The sequence below is a fragment of the Vreelandella halophila genome (assembly GCF_009856365.1).
Classification (GTDB): domain Bacteria; phylum Pseudomonadota; class Gammaproteobacteria; order Pseudomonadales; family Oleiphilaceae; genus Halospina; species Halospina utahensis_B.
On sequence record NZ_WMEX01000001.1, the window covers coordinates 392,420 to 409,199 of the forward strand.

Consider the following 16,780-nt stretch of genomic DNA (forward strand, 5'->3'; position numbering starts at 1 on the left):
CGGCGTTACGGCGATGCCTTTTCGCTGGCGACAATCAGGTCATAGAGTTCCTGCGAGTCCTGGCACTGGCGCAGGCGCCGGCACAGGCCGCGGTCATTGAACTTCTCCGCCAGCTGGCTGAGCAGCTCAAGGTGCTCACTGGTGGCATTCTGCGGCACCAGGAGCACGAACAGCAGATCCACCGGCTCACTGTCGATGGCATCGAAGTTGATGGGTTCATCCAGCGTCAGCAGCGCGCCCACCACGCGCTTGCAGTCCTCGAGCCGGCAGTGCGGAATGGCGATGCCCTGTCCGATGCCGGTGCTGCCGAGGCGCTCCCGCGCCACCAGATTGTTGAAGATCTGGTTCTCCTCAAGCTCCGGGTAGTGCAGGGCCACCCTTTCGGCAATGGTCTCGAGGATGCGTTTCTTGCTGGTCCCCGGAACACCGCAGAGGGCCAGTTCCGGGGCAAGGATGGATTCAATGGACAGTGATGAATGGACCATGGATACCGCTTGGGATCAGCGGGTGGCCGCACCGTGCATGCGTTCCACCTGCTTTTCCTTATGTTTGAGAATTTGCCGGTCAAGCTTGTCCACAAGCTGATCGATCGCCGCGTACATATCGTCGTGCTGGGCCTTGGCGTTGATTTCGCCCCCGGTTACATGGAGCGTGGCTTCGGCGGTCTGTCGCTGTTTGACCACCGACAGCGTCACCTGGGTGTTGCTGATCTGGTCGGTGTGTCGCTCAAGTTTGTCCATCTTGCTCCGGACATAGTCCTTGAGGGCTTCAGTCAGCTCGATGTGGTGACCTGAAATGTTGAGTTGCATAGTCCGCTCCTGTTTCCGGTTCGGCCCGGCCACCGGAAGGTGGCCATCATACAGGCGTCAGACCCTCTAGACGAGACGTTTGCGTTCGTTCGAGGGTGGAATGTGCATCGCCTCGCGGTATTTCGCCACCGTGCGGCGTGCCACATTGATGCCCTGATCACTGAGTATAGTCGCTATACGGTTGTCGCTCAGCGGTTTTCGGCTTTCCTCCTCATTGATGAGTTTGCGGATCATGGCACGGATGGCTGTGGACGAGCACTCGCCGCCTTCGTCCGTGCTCACGTGGCTGGAAAAGAAATACTTCAGTTCGTAAATGCCCCGCGGGGTGTGCATGTACTTCTGGGTGGTGACGCGGGATATGGTGGACTCGTGCATTTCCACCGCCTGGGCGATTTCGGAGAGGATCAGCGGCTTCATCGCTTCCTCGCCCTCTTCAAAGAACCTCTGCTGATGATCGACGATCTGGGAGGCGACTTTCAACAGGGTTTCGTTACGGCTCTGAAGGCTCTTGATGAACCACTTGGCCTCCTGAAGCTGGTCGCGCAGATAGGTGTTGTCCCTGCTGCTGTCGGACTGGCGGATGAGTGACGCATAGAGGCTGTTCACCTGCAGCCGGGGCGCGATCTCCGGGTTGAGTTCGATCTTCCAGCGCCCTTCCTGGCGGGTGACGATCACGTCCGGGACCACGTATTCGGTTTCTTCCTCGCCGATGGCATCCCCGGGGCGTGGGTGCAGGCTCTGGATCAGCCCCAGGACCTCCTTGAGCTGCGCTTCGCTGAGCCGGCTGCGGCGCATCAGCTGGCGGTAGTCACGGCTGCCGAGCAGCTGGATGTAGTGGCTGATCACCAGCCGTGCCTGCTTGAGCCAGGGAGTGTCCGTGGGAAGCTGATTGAGCTGGATCAGCAGGCACTCGCGCAGGTCCCGGGCGGCCACCCCGGGCGGGTCGAAGTGCTGCAGCCGGTGCAGGACCGCTTCGACCTCGTCCATCTCCAGTGGATCCTCATCGTCCGGCGCGCTCAGACCCTGGTGGATCTCTTCGAGGCTCTGGGTCAGATAACCGGTATCGTCGATGCCATCCACCAGGGCGTGGGCAATGGCGCGGTCGCGCTCGGACATGGGGGTGAGGTTGAGCTGCCAGTGCAGGTGATCCTGGAGAGTCTCGCCACGGCTGTTGCGGCTCTCAAAATCCGATTCGCCGCCTTCATCCTCGGGGCGTGAGCTGGCGGGCGTGGCGGGTGCGGTCTGGTAGACGTCGTCCCAGGCGGTGTCCACGGGCAGGTTGTCGGGGATTTCGCTGTTGTCCTGCCAGTTCTCGTTCTCCCAGCTCTCGGGCTCGGCGCCGGCGGTTTCCCGTGATTCGTCTTCCTGCGATCCCTCTGACTCACCGGATTCGCGGCCATCTTCCCTGCTGTCACTGTGTTCACTGGTGTCAGCGGTTTCGCTGTCGTCAGTCCCGGCTTCAGCTTCCGCTTCGGCTTCCTCGGCGGTTTCAAGCATGGGATTGGATTCCAGCTGCTGCTGGATCTCCTGCTGCAGGTCGAGTGTGGAGAGCTGGAGTAACCGTATTGCCTGCTGAAGCTGGGGCGTCATTGTGAGCTGCTGGCCCATCTTCAGCTGCAGGGACGCTTTCATGACCATCGACTGCTTTCCCGTTACCGATTGTCCCGCATTTACGTAACCTTAATCCGACCCTGTGGCAGGCCGGCAGGGATTTTGCTTAATGTCTTTTGAATTGAGTGTACAGGCCAATTGGGCAGGGCGACAACGGTTTTGGGAGGACCGTGTCACAGACGGAATTCGTCGCCCAGATAGACTTCCTTGACCTGCTGGTTAGCGAGGATGTCCTCGGAGGTGCCGGAGGCGATGATGTGGCCTTCGCTGACGATATAGGCGGTTTCGCAGATGTCGAGCGTCTCGCGCACGTTGTGGTCGGTGATCAGGACACCGATGCCCCGGTCACGCACCTGGCGCACGATCTGCTTGATGTCGCTGACCGAGATCGGGTCCACGCCGGCGAAGGGTTCGTCCAGCAGGATGAAGGCCGGCTCCACCGCCAGCGCACGGGCGATCTCGGCGCGGCGGCGCTCACCGCCGGAAAGGCTCATGCCCAGGCTGTTGCGGATGTGGCTGATGTGGAACTCACGCAGGAGTGACTCCATGCGTTCCTCACGTTGGGCCTTTGTGAGGTCGCTGCGGGTCTGCAGGATCGCCATCAGGTTCTGCGCCACGGTCAGGCGCCGGAAGACCGAGGCTTCCTGTGGCAGATAGCCGATACCGGCACGGGCGCGGCCGTGCATGGGCAGGTGGGTGATGTCGCGGTCATCGATGCGGATGCGGCCCCGGTCATGGGGAACCAGGCCCACGATCATGTAGAAACAGGTGGTCTTGCCGGCGCCATTGGGCCCGAGCAGCCCGGCGATCTGACCACTCTGGATGCTGAGGGAAACGTCCATCACCACCGGGTGGCGGCGGTAACTCTTGGCCAGGTTCAGCGCTTCCAGTCTCGCCATGGGGTCCGCTCAGTTGCTGTTGTCGTTGCCGCTGTCGCGGCCGGGCTGGATGGTCATTTCAACCCGGTCATCCGCGTCGTCCTCGGAGCTGGAGGCGGTGACCACCCTTTCGGCCACGTCGTACACGATCCGGTTGCCCCGGAAGGTGTCGCCCTGCTGCCGGATGAAGGCCTCGTTCTCAAAGGTGATGCGTTCTTCGTCGGCCCGGTAGATGATGGTCCGGCCCTCGGCGTAGACGGCCGGGCCCTGTTCGGTTTCCGGTTGTTCGTAGGTGGCGGGGTCGCCGGTGGCTACCATCCGGTTAAGGCTCTGGGCCCCGCCCCTGTAGAGAACCACTCTGTCCGCCGTCAGAAGGGCTTCGCCCTGGGTAACCCGGACACTGCCGGTATAGGTGGCGGTTCCTTCCTGGTCATCCAGGCGGGCATTGTCGGATTCAACCCGGATGGGCTTGTCGGAATCCAGATTGAACGCATACAGGGGCAGTGACAGGCTGCTCAGAAGCAGCCCTGCCAGAAACCGCCAGGCGTTTCGGGTGCGTGCCGGGTTGGTCATGAGCAGGCTGTGTCTCCTGTGCGTCAGCGGTTGAAGTACCGGCTGCGGACATCATTCTCGAGCCTGACCGCGCGTTCGTCGATCCACCCCGTCATGCCGACGGCATGGGTCACGCTGCTGCGGTCGATCAGGGTCACCGGCGCATCAGTCTGCACAATCCGTTCGTTGTTATCCAGCGTCATCCGTTCGCTGAGGATCAGCACATCCCCGCGCTCGGTGCTGCTGTGGCGGGCCCGGACATCCTTCTCAAGCATGAGTTTGGCCACATCTGGCCGGTAAAGCCCGGTACGTGAACGCACGAACCAGGGAGCGCCGCCGTTGCGGGCCATGAGCATGGCACGGGGGCGCTCCATGGTGACCCGGTTCTCATCCTGGAACTGTTCAGCCCGGCGGGTGCGGATGCGTGACTTGAGGCGGCCTTCACTGTCGAAGGCGCGGAAGGTGGCGTTGACCACGAAGCCATCCGGCTTCTGTGGGCCGCGCAGGTCGGTGGCCGTGGTGTCGCGGATCGGGTCATCCTCCTGGAGCACCAGCAGGGCGAGGCCCAGGAGCACGACGCCGACAATGCCCCAGAGGGCAATGGAGCGGTCCCTCAGCCAGGCCAGCAGCATCCAGTCGGGCAGTTTCATGGCGCACGGTACCCGTCAACCAGTTGATCCAGGACCCCGCGACACGCCAGAAGCCATTCGCAGACCTCGCGGATGGCACCACTGCCGCCGGGGGCAGTGGTGCACCAGTCCGCCGACCCGCGCACCGCGGCGCAGCCGTTGGGCACGCTGATGCCGATGCCTGCTGCCTCGATGGCGGCAAGATCGGGCAGGTCATCGCCGACATAGGCAATGGCGTCCAACGGTATCGAGGTCCGTTCAGAGAGTTCGCGCAGTGCGGTCAGTTTGTCCGTGCGGCCCTGGATCAGATAACCGATGTCGAGGTTTCTGGCTCTGGCCTCTGTCAGTGGCGATGTACGGCCCGTGATGAAGGCGGTGATCAACCCCTGCTTCTGGATCAGCCGCAGGCCCTGACCGTCGAGGATGCTGAAGGCCTTGAGTTCATCGCCGCTGGCGGCAAAGTAGAGGCTGCCGTCGGTCAGAACGCCGTCCACGTCCATGGCCAGCAGCTGGATCGTGGCGCCGCGCTCGTTCAGGGGTGCCGTCATTCCGTTCTCCTAGACCACGCCCGCGCGCAGCAGGTCGTGCATGTTGAGGGCCCCCACCAGGCGCCCCTCGCCGCTGGTCACCAGCAGGCCGTTGATCTTGTTGTCCTCCATGATCTTCAGGGCTTCGGCCGCGAGGATATCCTCGCGCGCGGTGCGGCAGTGGCTGGTCATGACGTCCCCGATGGGGGTGCTGTGGATGTCCACGCCCTGATCCAGGGTCCGGCGCAGGTCACCGTCAGTGAAGATGCCGATGACCCGGTCGCCGTCGTCCACCACGGCGGTCATGCCCAGTCCCTTGCGTGAGACTTCCAGCAGGGCCTCACCCAGGGGCGTCTGCTGGGTCACGCGTGGCAGGGCGTCGCCGGTGTGCATGAGGTCCGAGACCTTGAGCAGCAGCCGCCGCCCGAGCGAGCCGCCGGGATGGTAGAAGGCGAAGTCCTCGGCCCCGAAACCGCGCGCTTCCAGCAGTGCGACCGCCAGGGCATCGCCCATGACCAGTGTGACCGTGGTGGAAGAGGTTGGCGCCAGGTTCATGGGGCAGGCTTCCTGCTCCACGGCAATATCCAGATTGGCATGGGCCTGGCGGGCCAGCTGGGAGTCGGCTTTGCCGGTCATGCTGATCAGCGAGGCGCCCTTGCGCTTGATCAGCGGCAGGATGGTGACCAGTTCGCCGGTGCTGCCGGAGTTGGAGATGGCGATGACCACATCCTCCCCGGTGATCATGCCCAGATCACCGTGGCTGGCTTCCCCGGGATGCACAAAAAAAGCGGGCGTGCCGGTGCTGGCCAGGGTCGCCGCGATCTTGGTACCGATATGGCCGGATTTGCCCATGCCGGTGACCACCACGCGCCCCTTGCACTGCAGGATGAGCTCGCAGGCATGACTGAACTGCTCGTCGATGCGCGGCAGCAGGGCGTCGATGGCATCGCGCTCCAGGGTGATGGTGCGGCGGGCCGATTCCTTGAGTGCGTCCGAAGGCGCCATGGTTCTCCTCAGAGTGCTGACAGCGTTGCCGCCGGCACCGGCGTATCACCGGTTACCAGAAGGGCAACGTAGCCGATGTAGAATGCCAGCAGTATACCACCTCCGATCCGGCTCAGCCGCCCCTGGCGGTGGTAGACGATGGCCAGCCCCGCCAGCAGAAGGGTGACCGCCACCATGGCCCCGTAGTCCCGGGTGATGGCATCGCTGTTCAGCGGGATGCCGGCGACCAGCGCGGGCACCGCCAGCACCAGCAGAAGATTGAACAGATTGGAGCCGATCAGGTTACCCATGACCATATCGTGACGCCCCTTGAGAGCGCTGGCGATGCTGGCGGCGAGCTCGGGCAGGCTGGTGCCCACGGCGACCACGGTCAGGCCCACCACCAGCTCGCTCACGCCCAGCGTCAGCGCCAGTTCAACCGCGCCCCAGACCAGCAGCCGCGAGCTGGCCAGAAGCAGGATAAGCCCGCCGGTTATCTGCAGGCTCAGAAAGCCGGTTGAGCGGTTCTCGTGGGGTTCCGGCATCTCCTCGGCCAGCATGCTGGCGGCCTGGCCATAGCGCACCAGCAGGGTGAAGGCCACGGCCAGGATGCCGAGCATGAACAGGCCATCCCAGGCGCTCAGGTGATCGTCCTGGAACAGCAGCCAGGTGCCAATGGTCACGATGGCGAGCAGGGGCAGCTCGATGCGCCGGGTGGGGCGGGCCAGCGCCACCGGTGCCAGAAGGGCGGTAATGCCCAGCACCAGCCCCAGGTTGGCGATGTTCGAGCCGATGGCGTTGCCCACGGCAATGTCGCCGGCGTCCGTGATGGCGGCGACCACCGAGACCAGCACCTCCGGGGCCGAGGTGCCGAAGGCCACCAGCGTCAGGCCGATCAGCATCGGGCTCATACCCAGGCGCCGGGCACTGTCGATGGCGCCGGTGATGAACTGGTCAGCGCTCCAGATCAGCAGGGTCAGACCGAGCAGCACCGCGAGCAGGGCAGTGACCATGATGTAAGGCTCCGTGGGTTGTGGGCAGCAGATTGGCGTCGTACTGTATCGGCTGGCCGGATCTTCGTACAGCCGGGGAGCCGGCAGGATGATCCGGGAGGCCGGGCAGGAGAGACGATTCCATTGCACATGCAGCGTCTGGTGTTCTTTGCCCTGGGCAGTGTGGCCACGCTGGCACTGCTGCTGGCCACGGGGTGGCTGGCGCCGCCCGGCGGCAGTGAGCGGGCGGATAACGGCGAGCACTACACCCTCTACGCCGAGTTCGCGGATGCTGGCACACTGAAACCGGGTGCCCGTGTTGCGCTGGCCGGGGTGACCGTGGGCGAAGTGGCTGACGTACAATTGAATGCGCGTGGTTACCGGGCAAAGGTACGGATGCGCATTGATCAGAGCCTCGATCACCTGGCCATCGACAGCGTCGCCATCATCATGACCGCAGGGCTTCTCGGCGAGCAGTATATTGAGATCTCCCCCGGAGGCCACCCGGAAACGCTCTCGGATAATGACTATATCGAGGATACACAGTCGGCAATGAGTATTGAGACACTGATCCGTCGACGCATTGCCAGGCCACGCTGAGCGTGGCGGTACCGCTGCAGCACACAGGAGGACGCAGTGAACAGAATCCGAACCCTGACCCCCATTACCCTGCTGGTGGGTTTCATCATCGCGCTGCTGGCAGCGCCCTTGGCCACGGCCCAGTCCAAGGAGGAACAGCTGCGGGAGTACGTGCGCGAGAACAGCATCCGCCTCGTGGATCAGCTGAATGAAATCCGTGAGCTCTATAACTCGGACCGCGAAGCTTTCTATGAGGCCATGGATGACGCCCTGGGTGAGTTTGTGGCCTTCCGGCGCGTGGCTGCCCGGATCATGGGCAAGTATGCGCGGCAGGCGAGCCCGGAGGAGCGCGATGAGTTCGTGCGGGCCTTCCGCCGCAGTCTTTACGACGCCTATGGTGGCGCCGCGGTCAGCATCGACAGCAGCGATTTTGAGCTGGAAGTCGACAGCGTCAAGATCAATCCCCGCCATGAGGACCGTGCCACGGTGAATCTCTCCATCATCACCAACTCCGGTGAGCGCTATGGCGTGGCCTACTCCATGTATGAGCCGGATGACGGCAACTGGCAGGTCGAGAACGTCATTGTTGAGGGCATCAACATGGGGCTGGCCTTCCGCGACCGGTTTGAACAGGAAATGCGGGCCGCTGAGGGCAACGTGAGCAGGGTTATCGACGAATGGTCCGCCGATGTGGGCGACATTGAGGGCCTTGAAGATGCCGTTGACCAGCAGAAGGGCAACGGGTAAGCGTCGACTGCCCCGCACGCAACGTGTCAAGCACCCGCCATCTGGGCTATAATCGCGCCCCCGGCGCGGTGTCCGCGTCGGCGACAGTAACCGCCGGAGACAACGGGAGTTTGGATGCAGGCTGAAGATGTTCAGAAACGGCTCGTGGAAGCGCTGCCGGAGTGCGAGATTGAGGTTCAGAACGACGGTAACCGTTTCCTGGTTGTCGCTGTTGGCGAGCGCTTCGCCGATCTCAACCGCGTGAAGCGCCAGCAGCTGATCTACGGGGAGCTCGAGGATCTGCTGGCGGAAGGCACAATCCATGCCCTGACCATCCGCGCCATGACGCCGCAGGAATGGCAGGCGCGCCAGAGTCAGTGAAGGCGGCCCAGAGCCCCGGGAGCATAACGTGGACAAACTGCTGATTCAGGGCGGCCAGCCGCTGCACGGCGAGATCCGGATCTCCGGCGCCAAGAACTCGGCCCTGCCGATACTGGCTTCAACCCTGCTGGCGGACGGCAAGGTGAGCGTGGGCAACCTGCCGCACCTGCACGACGTGACCACCATGATCGAGCTGCTCGGTCACATGGGGGTTGAGCTCATGATCGACGAGCGCATGAGCGTTGAGGTGGATTCGACCACCATCAACAACCTCACCGCGCCCTATGAGCTGGTCAAGACCATGCGGGCCTCCATCCTTGTGCTGGGGCCCATGGTGGCCCACTTCGGCGAGGCCCATGTATCGCTGCCCGGTGGCTGTGCCATCGGTACCCGCCCGGTCAACCTGCATCTTCAGGGGCTGGAGCAGATGGGCGCCGAGATCCAGGTCGACAGTGGCTACATCCACGCCTATGCGCCGCAGCGGCTCAAGGGGGCCCATATCTTTCTTGATACGGTCACCGTCACGGGCACCGAGAACCTGATGATGGCGGCGGCGCTGGCGGATGGTGTCACCATTCTCGAAAATGCGGCGCGTGAGCCGGAGGTGGTGGATCTTGCCGACTGCCTCAATGCCATGGGTGCGGATGTGCGCGGGCAGGGAACAGCTACCATCGAGATCCACGGCGTGGAGCGGCTGAACCCCTGTCACTATGATGTGCTTCCGGACCGTGTCGAGACCGGCACCTATCTCACGGCGGCTGCCGCAACCAAAGGCCATGTGCTGCTCAAGGACACCCGTGAGGACATCCTGGAGGCCGTGCTGATCAAGCTGAGGGAAGCTGGGGCTGAGGTGAACACCGGGGCCGACTGGATTGAACTCAACATGCACGGGCAGCGCCCCAGGGCGGTCAACCTGCGGACGGCTCCCTATCCGGCCTTCCCGACGGACATGCAGGCCCAGTTCGTGGCCATGAACGCAGTGGCCGACGGCATCGGGTCGGTGACGGAAACGGTTTTCGAAAACCGCTTCATGCACGTCCAGGAGCTGATCCGCATGGGCGCGGATATCGGCCTGGAAGGCAACACTGCCATCGTGCGTGGCGTTGACCGGCTCACCGCCGCGCCGGTGATGGCCACGGACCTGCGTGCCTCAGCCAGTCTGGTGATTGCCGGACTGGTGGCTGAGGGCGAGACCATGGTCGACCGTATCTATCACATTGACCGGGGTTACGAGTGCATCGAGGAGAAGCTCCAGCTGCTCGGCGCCACCATCCGCCGGATGCCCTCGTGACCTCCGCAGACACTGACGGGACTATGTCGGAACAGCTGACCATTGCCCTTTCCAAGGGCCGTATTCTGGAAGAGACACTGCCGCTGCTCGCCGGGGCGGGTATTGAGCCCGAAGAGGACCCGGAGAAAAGCCGTAAGCTGGTCTTTGAAACCACCGTGCCGGGCGTGCGGTTGCTGATCATCCGCGCCACGGATGTGCCCACCTACGTGCAGTACGGGGGAGCGGACATGGGCGTGGCCGGTAAGGATGTGCTCATGGAGCACGGCGGTGACGGCCTCTACGAGCCGCTGGATCTCGCTATTGCCAGGTGCCGCCTTATGACCGCAGGCGTGGCCGGCCAGGCCGTGCCCGAGGGCCGTGTGCGCGTGGCCACCAAGTTCACCCGCCTGGCACGGGAGTACTACGCGGCCCAGGGCAAACAGGCGGACATCATCAAGCTCTACGGCGCCATGGAGCTGGCGCCGCTTCTGGGGTTGGCGGATGAGATCGTGGATATTGTTGATACCGGCAACACCCTGAAGGCGAACGGCCTGGAGCCGCGCGAGACCATCGCGGACATCAGTTCCCGGGTCGTGGTCAGCCGTGCCTCCATGAAGATGAAGCACGCACGGATCCAGCCGATCCTGGATCGCATGGGCGAGGCCGTCGCCCGCAGGCAGACGCAGTGAGAGTAAAGGCATGAGTGAACTGTCCATTAACCGGCTCAATACCGCTGACCCGGACTTCGAGGTGGCGCTGCGCCGCCATACCGAGTGGGAGGAAGGCGTCGACACCAGCGTGCGCCAGACCGTGGCCGAGATCCTGAAACGGGTGCGCCAGGAAGGCGATGCCGCGGTGCTGGAATACACCGCGAAGCTGGATAAGCTCAGCGTGGCGTCCGTGAACGAACTGGAAGTGCCGCGCGAGCGCATCGACGCCGCCATGCACGCCATCACGGATGAGCAGTTCCAGGCGCTGGAAACGGCTGCTGACCGGATCCGGCGCTACCACCGCGAGCAGCTGCCGCAGGACTGGTCCTATGAGGAAGCGGACGGTACCCGCCTTGGCCAGCGGGTACTGCCAGTGGACCGTGCCGGCCTCTATGTGCCCGGTGGTAAGGCGGCCTATCCCTCCTCGGTACTGATGAACGCCATCCCGGCGAAGGTGGCGGGCGTCGAGGAGATTGTCATGGTGGTGCCGGCGCCGGGCGGCGAGCTGAATGACCTGGTACTGGCCGCTGCTCGGGTAGCCGGCATCGACCGCATCTACACCCTGGGTGGCGCCCAGGCGGTGGCGGCACTGGCCTACGGCACCGAAACGGTGCCGGCGGTGGACAAGATCGTGGGGCCGGGTAATATCTACGTGGCCGAGGCCAAGCGCGAGGTCTTCGGGCGCGTGGGCATCGACATGGTCGCCGGTCCCTCCGAGATCCTGGTGATCGCTGACGGCCATACGGACCCGGACTGGGTCGCCATGGACCTGTTCTCCCAAGCCGAGCACGACGAGCAGGCCCAGGCGATCCTGGTCTCGCCGGATGCGGATTACATCGCACGGGTTGAGGCGAGTATGGCGCGCATGCTGCCGGAGATGGAGCGGGCGGAGATCATCCGCCAGTCGCTGGCCGATCGCGGCATACTGATCCAGTGCGCCTCTCTGGAAGAGGCGGCCCGGGTAAGCAACCTTGTGGCTCCTGAACACCTTGAGCTGTCGCTCGCCGATCCGGAGGCACTGCTGCCCCAGATCCGCCACGCGGGCGCCATCTTCATGGGCTCCTGGGCAGCCGAGGTGATGGGGGATTACTGCGCGGGCCCCAACCACGTACTGCCCACCAGTGGCACTGCCCGCTTTTCGTCCCCTCTGGGCGTCTATGACTTCCAGAAACGCTCCTCCGTGGTGCACTTCTCGGCGGCAGGCGCGGATCGCGCCGCCCGCTGTGCCTCCGTGCTGGCCCGGGGCGAGGGGCTGACGGCGCACGCACGCTCGGCCGAATACCGTATCCGCGACTGAGGAGCGACCATGAGCCGGTTCTGGAACGAACGGCTGCAGCAGCTCACCCCCTATGTACCGGGTGAGCAGCCGCAGATGACCAATCTGGTCAAGCTCAATACCAACGAACATCCGTTCGGGCCCGGTGAGGCGGTCACGCAGGCAATCCGCGAGGCCGCGGATGAGCGTCTCCGCCTGTACCCGGATCCGGACGCCACGCAGCTGCGCCAGGCCATCGCGGACTGGTTCGGTCTGGAGGTCTCACAGGTGTTCCCGGCGAACGGCTCCGATGAGGTGCTGGCGTTCATCTTCCAGGGCCTGTTCCGGTCGGGCGAGCCGGTGCTGTTCCCGGACATCAGTTACAGCTTCTACCCCGTCTACTGCGGGCTCTACGGTCTGGAGAGCCGCACCGTGGCGCTGGATGAGCAGCTGCGGATCCCGGTGGAGGCCTTCCAGCCGCCCAACGGTGGTGTGATCTTCCCGAATCCCAACGCGCCCACCGGGCGTTTCCTGGATCTGGAATCCGTCGAGCGTATTCTCGTGGCCAACCCGGACCGGGTGGTGGTAATCGACGAGGCCTATGTGGATTTCGGCGGTGAGAGCGCTGCCCGGCTGATCCCGGATCATCCCAACCTGCTGGTGACACAGACCCTGTCCAAGTCCCGCTCACTGGCCGGGCTCAGGGTAGGGTATGCACTGGGGCAGCAGCACCTGATCGAGGGGCTGGAGCGGATCAAGAACAGCTTCAATTCCTATACCCTGGATCGGCTGGCGCAGGCCGGTGCCATTGCGGCTTTCCGGGATGAGGCGGGGTTCCGGGCCGGGCAACAGGCGGTCATCGAGCAGCGTGAACGGCTCAATGCTGGCCTGGAAGCGTTGGGTTTCGAGGTGGTGCCCTCCAGAGCGAATTTCGTTTTCTGCCGCCATCCGGCGGTCAGTGGCGCTGAGCTGGCGGCGCAGTTGCGTGAGCGTCACATCATTGTGCGCCACTTTGATAAACCACGGATCGAGCAGTATCTGCGGATTACCATCGGTACGGGCGATGAGATGACGGCGCTGCTGACCGCCCTTGATGACATTCTCAACAGTGGCGAGGTGACGGCATGAGCGCACCACGGCGGGATGAACTTGTCGCGACCATGGACCAGTGGCTGCGTCCGGAGCTGTTCCGGGACTACTGCCCCAATGGCCTCCAGGTGGAAGGGCGTGACCGCGTGCGTACGGTCATCTCCGGAGTAACCGCCAGCCAGCGCTTCCTGGAGCAGGCGATTGAGGCTGGCGCCGACATGGTGCTGGTGCATCACGGCTATTTCTGGAAGGGCGAGGATCCGTGCATCCGGGGTATGAAGCAGCGGCGGATCGAGCATCTTCTCAGCAACAACGTTTCGCTGGTCGCCTATCACCTGCCGCTGGATGCGCACCGGACCATGGGCAACAACGCTTGCCTGGCGCGCACACTGGGCGCTTCCGATGGCGCGCCGGTTTCGGACGACCCCTGCGAGCTGATGTGGGCGGGAAATCTGGATGAACCGATGACACCGCAGGCGCTGGCTTCACGGCTGGAGTCGCGCCTTGAGCGGGCGCCGCTGCCTGTTGAAGGCGGCCCGGAGCTGATCCGGCGGATGGCCTGGTGCAGTGGCGGTGCCCAGGGCATGATTGACCGGGCTGCCGCTCTCGGGGCGGATGCCTATCTTTCCGGCGAGATCTCGGAGCCGACGGTCCACAGCGCTCGGGAGCAGGGGCTTCACTACTTTGCGGCGGGGCACCACGCCACGGAGCGGGACGGAGTGCAGGCACTGGGTGCGGCACTCGCCGAGGCTCACGGTATTGAGCACCGCTTCATCGAGGACCCGAGTCCGGCGTAGCCGGGCTCAGGTGGCTGAGCTGCGGCTGCCGTTTTCCGACGCTTCTTTCTTAAGGCCGAAATCCTCAGAGAGCATGCCGTTGTCGTTGCGCGTGTTGCGCGGGGCATAATCCCGCGGAGGCTCCACGCCGCCCTCATCGTCAGTGGGGCCCTTGTAGCTCAGCTGGTGGTCACGCTGGACCTGCTCCAGCTCTTCGCGGGCATCGGTTTCTGTGCACAGGCGTGAAGCCCCCTTGGCAAGGTGCTCATGCACTTCCCGATAGGAATCATTGAGCCGCCGGAAGAGTTCCGCCGTCTCCATGAAGTGTTCATTCACCTGCGCCTGATAGCGGGTGTGCTCGTTCTGAAGCGCGTCGAGCTGCTGGGCGAGCCGGCGTTGGCGCACATTGCGTCCGCCTGTTGAGCGTGCAATAACCCAGCCCAGAGCGAGGCCGATCACCAATGCCGCAATACCGACAGCGAGCATGGACTCCATAGTACGATCCTTCTGTTGCCTGGAAGGCGCTGGTCTGTGACCAGCCGTAACGCGATCATGGTATGACAAAGCGCGCCCCGGCAACAGTCCCGACCATAGTGGGATTTTGAGGGCGGCGCAAAAATCCGGATAATGCCCTCCTCAAATGGCAGTCGTGAGGCACGCATGAGCGCCAGTGACGCAACACCATCCGCGGGGCCGCTGGCCCGCTACCGCGAGGATCAGGATCACGCCGGCTTCCAGCGCGACAGCGCCCAGGAGACCGCTATCCAGAACCTCCAGTCCCTGTATGAGAAGCTTGTGGCCGCCGAGGCTGGGCGTAACCGGGCTGGCAAACGGCTGATGCGCAAGCTCCGGCGTGGGCGTGAGGAACCGGTCACCGGGCTGTATTTCTGGGGTGGGGTTGGTCGCGGCAAGACCTACATGATGGACCTTTTCTACGACTCATTGCCGTTCGAACGCAAACTGCGGGTCCACTTCCACCGCTTCATGCAGCGGGTCCACCGGGAACTGGCGGAGCTGGAGGGTTACAGCGATCCGCTGGACACCATCGCCGAACGGTTCGCGGCCGAGTGCCGGGTCATCTGTTTTGATGAGTTCTTCGTCTCCGAAATCGGAGACGCCATGATTCTGGCGAACCTGCTCGATGGGCTCTTCCACCGGGGCGTGACCCTGGTCTGCACCTCCAACATTGAGCCGGACGGCCTGTACTGGAACGGCCTCCAGCGCGCCCGCTTCCTACCGGCCATTGACCTGCTCAACCGCTACACGAAGGTGTTGAACATCGACGGTGGGGTGGACTATCGGCTGCGGACCCTGGAGCAGGCCCAGCTGTTCCACACCCCGCTGGGGCCGGAGGCGGAAGAGAGCCTGCTCAAGAGCTATGAAGAGCTGGCGCTGACCGGTGGTGACCAGGGGCAGGATCTGGAGATCAACGGGCGTCTGATCCATGCGCGGCGCCATGCCGATGACGTGGTCTGGTTCGACTTTCAGGAGCTCTGTGACGGGCCCCGAAGCCAGAACGACTACATCGAGCTGGCCCGGGAGTTCCACGCCGTCGTTCTCTCGAACGTACCGGTGATGGGCGCGGACTCGGACGACCGCGCCCGTCGCTTCATCAACCTTGTGGATGAGTTCTACGACCGCTGCGTCAAGCTGATCATCTCCGCCGAAGCGCCGATCCCGGATCTCTACACCGGGAGCAACCTGGCGTTCGAGTTCGAGCGCACTGAATCACGTCTGCTGGAGATGCAGTCCCACGATTACCTGGAACTGCCCCACAAAGCCTGACACGCTCAGTCGCACAGCTCGATGGCCACGGCCGTGGCCTCGCCGCCACCGATGCACAGTGAGGCTATGCCCCTTCGACCGCCGGTGCGCCTCAGCGCGTGGATCAGGGATACGATCAGACGCGAGCCGGTGGACCCGATGGGGTGACCCTGGGCGCAGGCGCCGCCGTGGATGTTCACCTTCTCCGGGGCCAGCCCCAGATCATCCATCGCGATCATGGACACCACCGCAAATGCCTCATTGATCTCGTAGAGGTCCACATCCTGGGTTGACCAGCCGGTGCGCTCCAGAAGGCGCTGGATCGCACCCACCGGCGCCAGAGTGAATTCGGAGGGGTGGCGGGAGAAGGTGGCATGCCCGAGGATGCGCGCCAGCGGCTGCGAGCCATGGCGCTCCATGGCCGCTTCGCTCATCAGCATGAGCGCTGAGGCACCGTCCGAGATGGAGGAGGCGTTGGCCGCGGTAATGGTGCCGTCCTTCGCAAAGGCCGGGCGCATGGAGGGGATCCGGTCAATATTGGCCTGGCCGGGCTGCTCGTCGTTACTGACGGTCGTTTCATTGCCCTTGCGGTCGGTCTGGGTGATCGGAACCATCTCAGCGTCCAGCCAGCCATTGTCGATGGCGGCGTTGGCCCGCTCCAGAGAGCGGATCGCGAAGGCGTCCATGGCCTCCCGGGAATAGCCCAGCCGATCCGCCGTCTCCTGGGCGAACTCACCCATGAGGCGATCGGTCTCCGCATCCTGCAGTCCGTCCATGAACATATGGTCCTGAGGGGACTGGCCGGGGCCCATGCGGTAACCCCGGCGGGCGTCGGTCAGAAGGTAGGGTGCATTGGACATGCTCTCCATGCCACCGGTCAGAACCACCTCCGCACTGCCGGCCCGGATCAGGTCATGCCCGAACATGGTGGCCTTCATGCCGGAGCCGCAGAGCTTGTTGACGGTCGTGGCCCCGGCGCTGTCCGGCAGGCCGCCGTCCCTCGCTGCCTGGCGAGCTGGGCCCTGACCAGTGCCTGCAGGCAACACATTGCCCATCACCACTTCCTCGACAGCATCTGCGCTGAGCCCCGAGTCCGCGAGGACGGCACGAACGGCTTCGGCGCCCAGGGCAGGACTGCTGAGAGGGGAGAGTGCCCCAAGGAAGCCGCCCATCGGGGTGCGGCGGGCGGCGGTGATGTAGATGGAAGGGTCGTGCATAAAATTGCCTCTTGGATCAGTCTGCGCGTGT

At 64.0% G+C, this 16,780-nt stretch carries 20 protein-coding genes; 9 read left to right on the forward strand and 11 right to left on the reverse strand.

Annotation, left to right across the window (positions count from 1 at the left end; genetic code table 11):
• Positions 1 to 5 precede the first annotated feature (5 nt).
• From ptsN to GLW01_RS01730, 9 genes are all read right to left on the reverse strand, one after another.
• On the reverse strand, positions 6 to 485 hold the full coding sequence (gene ptsN / locus GLW01_RS01690; RefSeq protein WP_151441128.1) for a PTS IIA-like nitrogen regulatory protein PtsN: 480 nt from the start codon (positions 483 to 485) through the stop codon (positions 6 to 8).
• Between the two features lie 15 nt (positions 486 to 500).
• Positions 501 to 809 (reverse strand): ribosome hibernation-promoting factor, HPF/YfiA family, encoded by a 309-nt coding sequence (hpf, locus tag GLW01_RS01695; protein ID WP_077530637.1) that lies wholly within the window; start codon positions 807 to 809, stop codon positions 501 to 503.
• Positions 810 to 875: 66 nt separating this feature from the next.
• A complete protein-coding gene (locus GLW01_RS01700; protein ID WP_160897922.1) occupies positions 876 to 2,441 on the reverse strand; it encodes an RNA polymerase factor sigma-54 in 1,566 nt (521 codons plus the stop codon).
• A gap of 152 nt (positions 2,442 to 2,593) precedes the next feature.
• Positions 2,594 to 3,319: an LPS export ABC transporter ATP-binding protein gene (gene lptB / locus GLW01_RS01705; RefSeq protein WP_160897923.1), complete on the reverse strand. Its 726-nt coding sequence runs from the start codon at positions 3,317 to 3,319 to the stop codon at positions 2,594 to 2,596.
• A gap of 9 nt (positions 3,320 to 3,328) precedes the next feature.
• A complete protein-coding gene (lptA, locus tag GLW01_RS01710) occupies positions 3,329 to 3,871 on the reverse strand; it encodes a lipopolysaccharide transport periplasmic protein LptA (RefSeq protein WP_151441131.1) in 543 nt (180 codons plus the stop codon).
• Positions 3,872 to 3,894: 23 nt separating this feature from the next.
• Entirely contained in the window at positions 3,895 to 4,500 is a 606-nt protein-coding gene (gene lptC / locus GLW01_RS01715) for an LPS export ABC transporter periplasmic protein LptC (protein ID WP_160897924.1), read from the reverse strand.
• Entirely contained in the window at positions 4,497 to 5,027 is a 531-nt protein-coding gene (locus tag GLW01_RS01720) for a KdsC family phosphatase (protein ID WP_160897925.1), read from the reverse strand. Before GLW01_RS01720 ends, lptC begins: the two co-directional genes overlap by 4 nt.
• 9 nt (positions 5,028 to 5,036) lie before the next feature.
• The gene (locus tag GLW01_RS01725) at positions 5,037 to 6,011 is read right to left on the reverse strand and encodes a KpsF/GutQ family sugar-phosphate isomerase (RefSeq protein WP_160897926.1); all 975 of its coding nucleotides are present in this window, start codon (positions 6,009 to 6,011) and stop codon (positions 5,037 to 5,039) included.
• A gap of 8 nt (positions 6,012 to 6,019) precedes the next feature.
• Positions 6,020 to 7,003, reverse strand: coding sequence for a calcium/sodium antiporter (locus tag GLW01_RS01730; RefSeq protein ID WP_160897927.1), 984 nt, complete (start codon positions 7,001 to 7,003; stop codon positions 6,020 to 6,022).
• A 129-nt stretch (positions 7,004 to 7,132) separates the two neighbouring features.
• On the opposite strand from GLW01_RS01730, the gene GLW01_RS01735 reads away from it, so the two are divergent.
• The 8 genes from GLW01_RS01735 (at position 7,133) to GLW01_RS01770 (ending at position 13,789) form a co-directional block, all read left to right on the forward strand.
• On the forward strand, positions 7,133 to 7,582 hold the full coding sequence (locus GLW01_RS01735; RefSeq protein WP_237416469.1) for an outer membrane lipid asymmetry maintenance protein MlaD: 450 nt from the start codon (positions 7,133 to 7,135) through the stop codon (positions 7,580 to 7,582).
• A 36-nt stretch (positions 7,583 to 7,618) separates the two neighbouring features.
• Entirely contained in the window at positions 7,619 to 8,308 is a 690-nt protein-coding gene (locus tag GLW01_RS01740) for an MlaC/ttg2D family ABC transporter substrate-binding protein (protein WP_202405510.1), read from the forward strand.
• Positions 8,309 to 8,422: 114 nt separating this feature from the next.
• Positions 8,423 to 8,668, forward strand: coding sequence for a BolA family protein (locus GLW01_RS01745; RefSeq protein ID WP_077530645.1), 246 nt, complete (start codon positions 8,423 to 8,425; stop codon positions 8,666 to 8,668).
• 28 nt (positions 8,669 to 8,696) lie between these two features.
• The gene (gene murA / locus GLW01_RS01750) at positions 8,697 to 9,959 is read left to right on the forward strand and encodes a UDP-N-acetylglucosamine 1-carboxyvinyltransferase (protein ID WP_151441137.1); all 1,263 of its coding nucleotides are present in this window, start codon (positions 8,697 to 8,699) and stop codon (positions 9,957 to 9,959) included.
• Between the two features lie 23 nt (positions 9,960 to 9,982).
• The gene (gene hisG, locus GLW01_RS01755; protein WP_095618276.1) at positions 9,983 to 10,627 is read left to right on the forward strand and encodes an ATP phosphoribosyltransferase; all 645 of its coding nucleotides are present in this window, start codon (positions 9,983 to 9,985) and stop codon (positions 10,625 to 10,627) included.
• 10 nt (positions 10,628 to 10,637) lie between these two features.
• Complete coding sequence (gene hisD, locus GLW01_RS01760; protein WP_160897929.1) at positions 10,638 to 11,945, forward strand: histidinol dehydrogenase; 1,308 nt, start codon at positions 10,638 to 10,640, stop codon at positions 11,943 to 11,945.
• A gap of 9 nt (positions 11,946 to 11,954) precedes the next feature.
• Positions 11,955 to 13,031: a histidinol-phosphate transaminase gene (gene hisC, locus GLW01_RS01765; protein ID WP_160897930.1), complete on the forward strand. Its 1,077-nt coding sequence runs from the start codon at positions 11,955 to 11,957 to the stop codon at positions 13,029 to 13,031.
• On the forward strand, positions 13,028 to 13,789 hold the full coding sequence (locus GLW01_RS01770; RefSeq protein ID WP_160897931.1) for a Nif3-like dinuclear metal center hexameric protein: 762 nt from the start codon (positions 13,028 to 13,030) through the stop codon (positions 13,787 to 13,789). Before hisC ends, GLW01_RS01770 begins: the two co-directional genes overlap by 4 nt.
• Positions 13,790 to 13,795: 6 nt before the next feature.
• Here GLW01_RS01770 and GLW01_RS01775 read toward each other — a convergent pair whose 3' ends face one another.
• Positions 13,796 to 14,263 (reverse strand): YhcB family protein, encoded by a 468-nt coding sequence (locus GLW01_RS01775; RefSeq protein WP_160897932.1) that lies wholly within the window; start codon positions 14,261 to 14,263, stop codon positions 13,796 to 13,798.
• 165 nt (positions 14,264 to 14,428) lie between these two features.
• On the opposite strand from GLW01_RS01775, the gene zapE reads away from it, so the two are divergent.
• Entirely contained in the window at positions 14,429 to 15,553 is a 1,125-nt protein-coding gene (gene zapE, locus GLW01_RS01780; protein WP_095618271.1) for a cell division protein ZapE, read from the forward strand.
• A gap of 5 nt (positions 15,554 to 15,558) precedes the next feature.
• Here zapE and GLW01_RS01785 read toward each other — a convergent pair whose 3' ends face one another.
• On the reverse strand, positions 15,559 to 16,749 hold the full coding sequence (locus tag GLW01_RS01785) for a thiolase family protein (protein WP_160897933.1): 1,191 nt from the start codon (positions 16,747 to 16,749) through the stop codon (positions 15,559 to 15,561).
• Positions 16,750 to 16,780 lie beyond the last annotated feature (31 nt).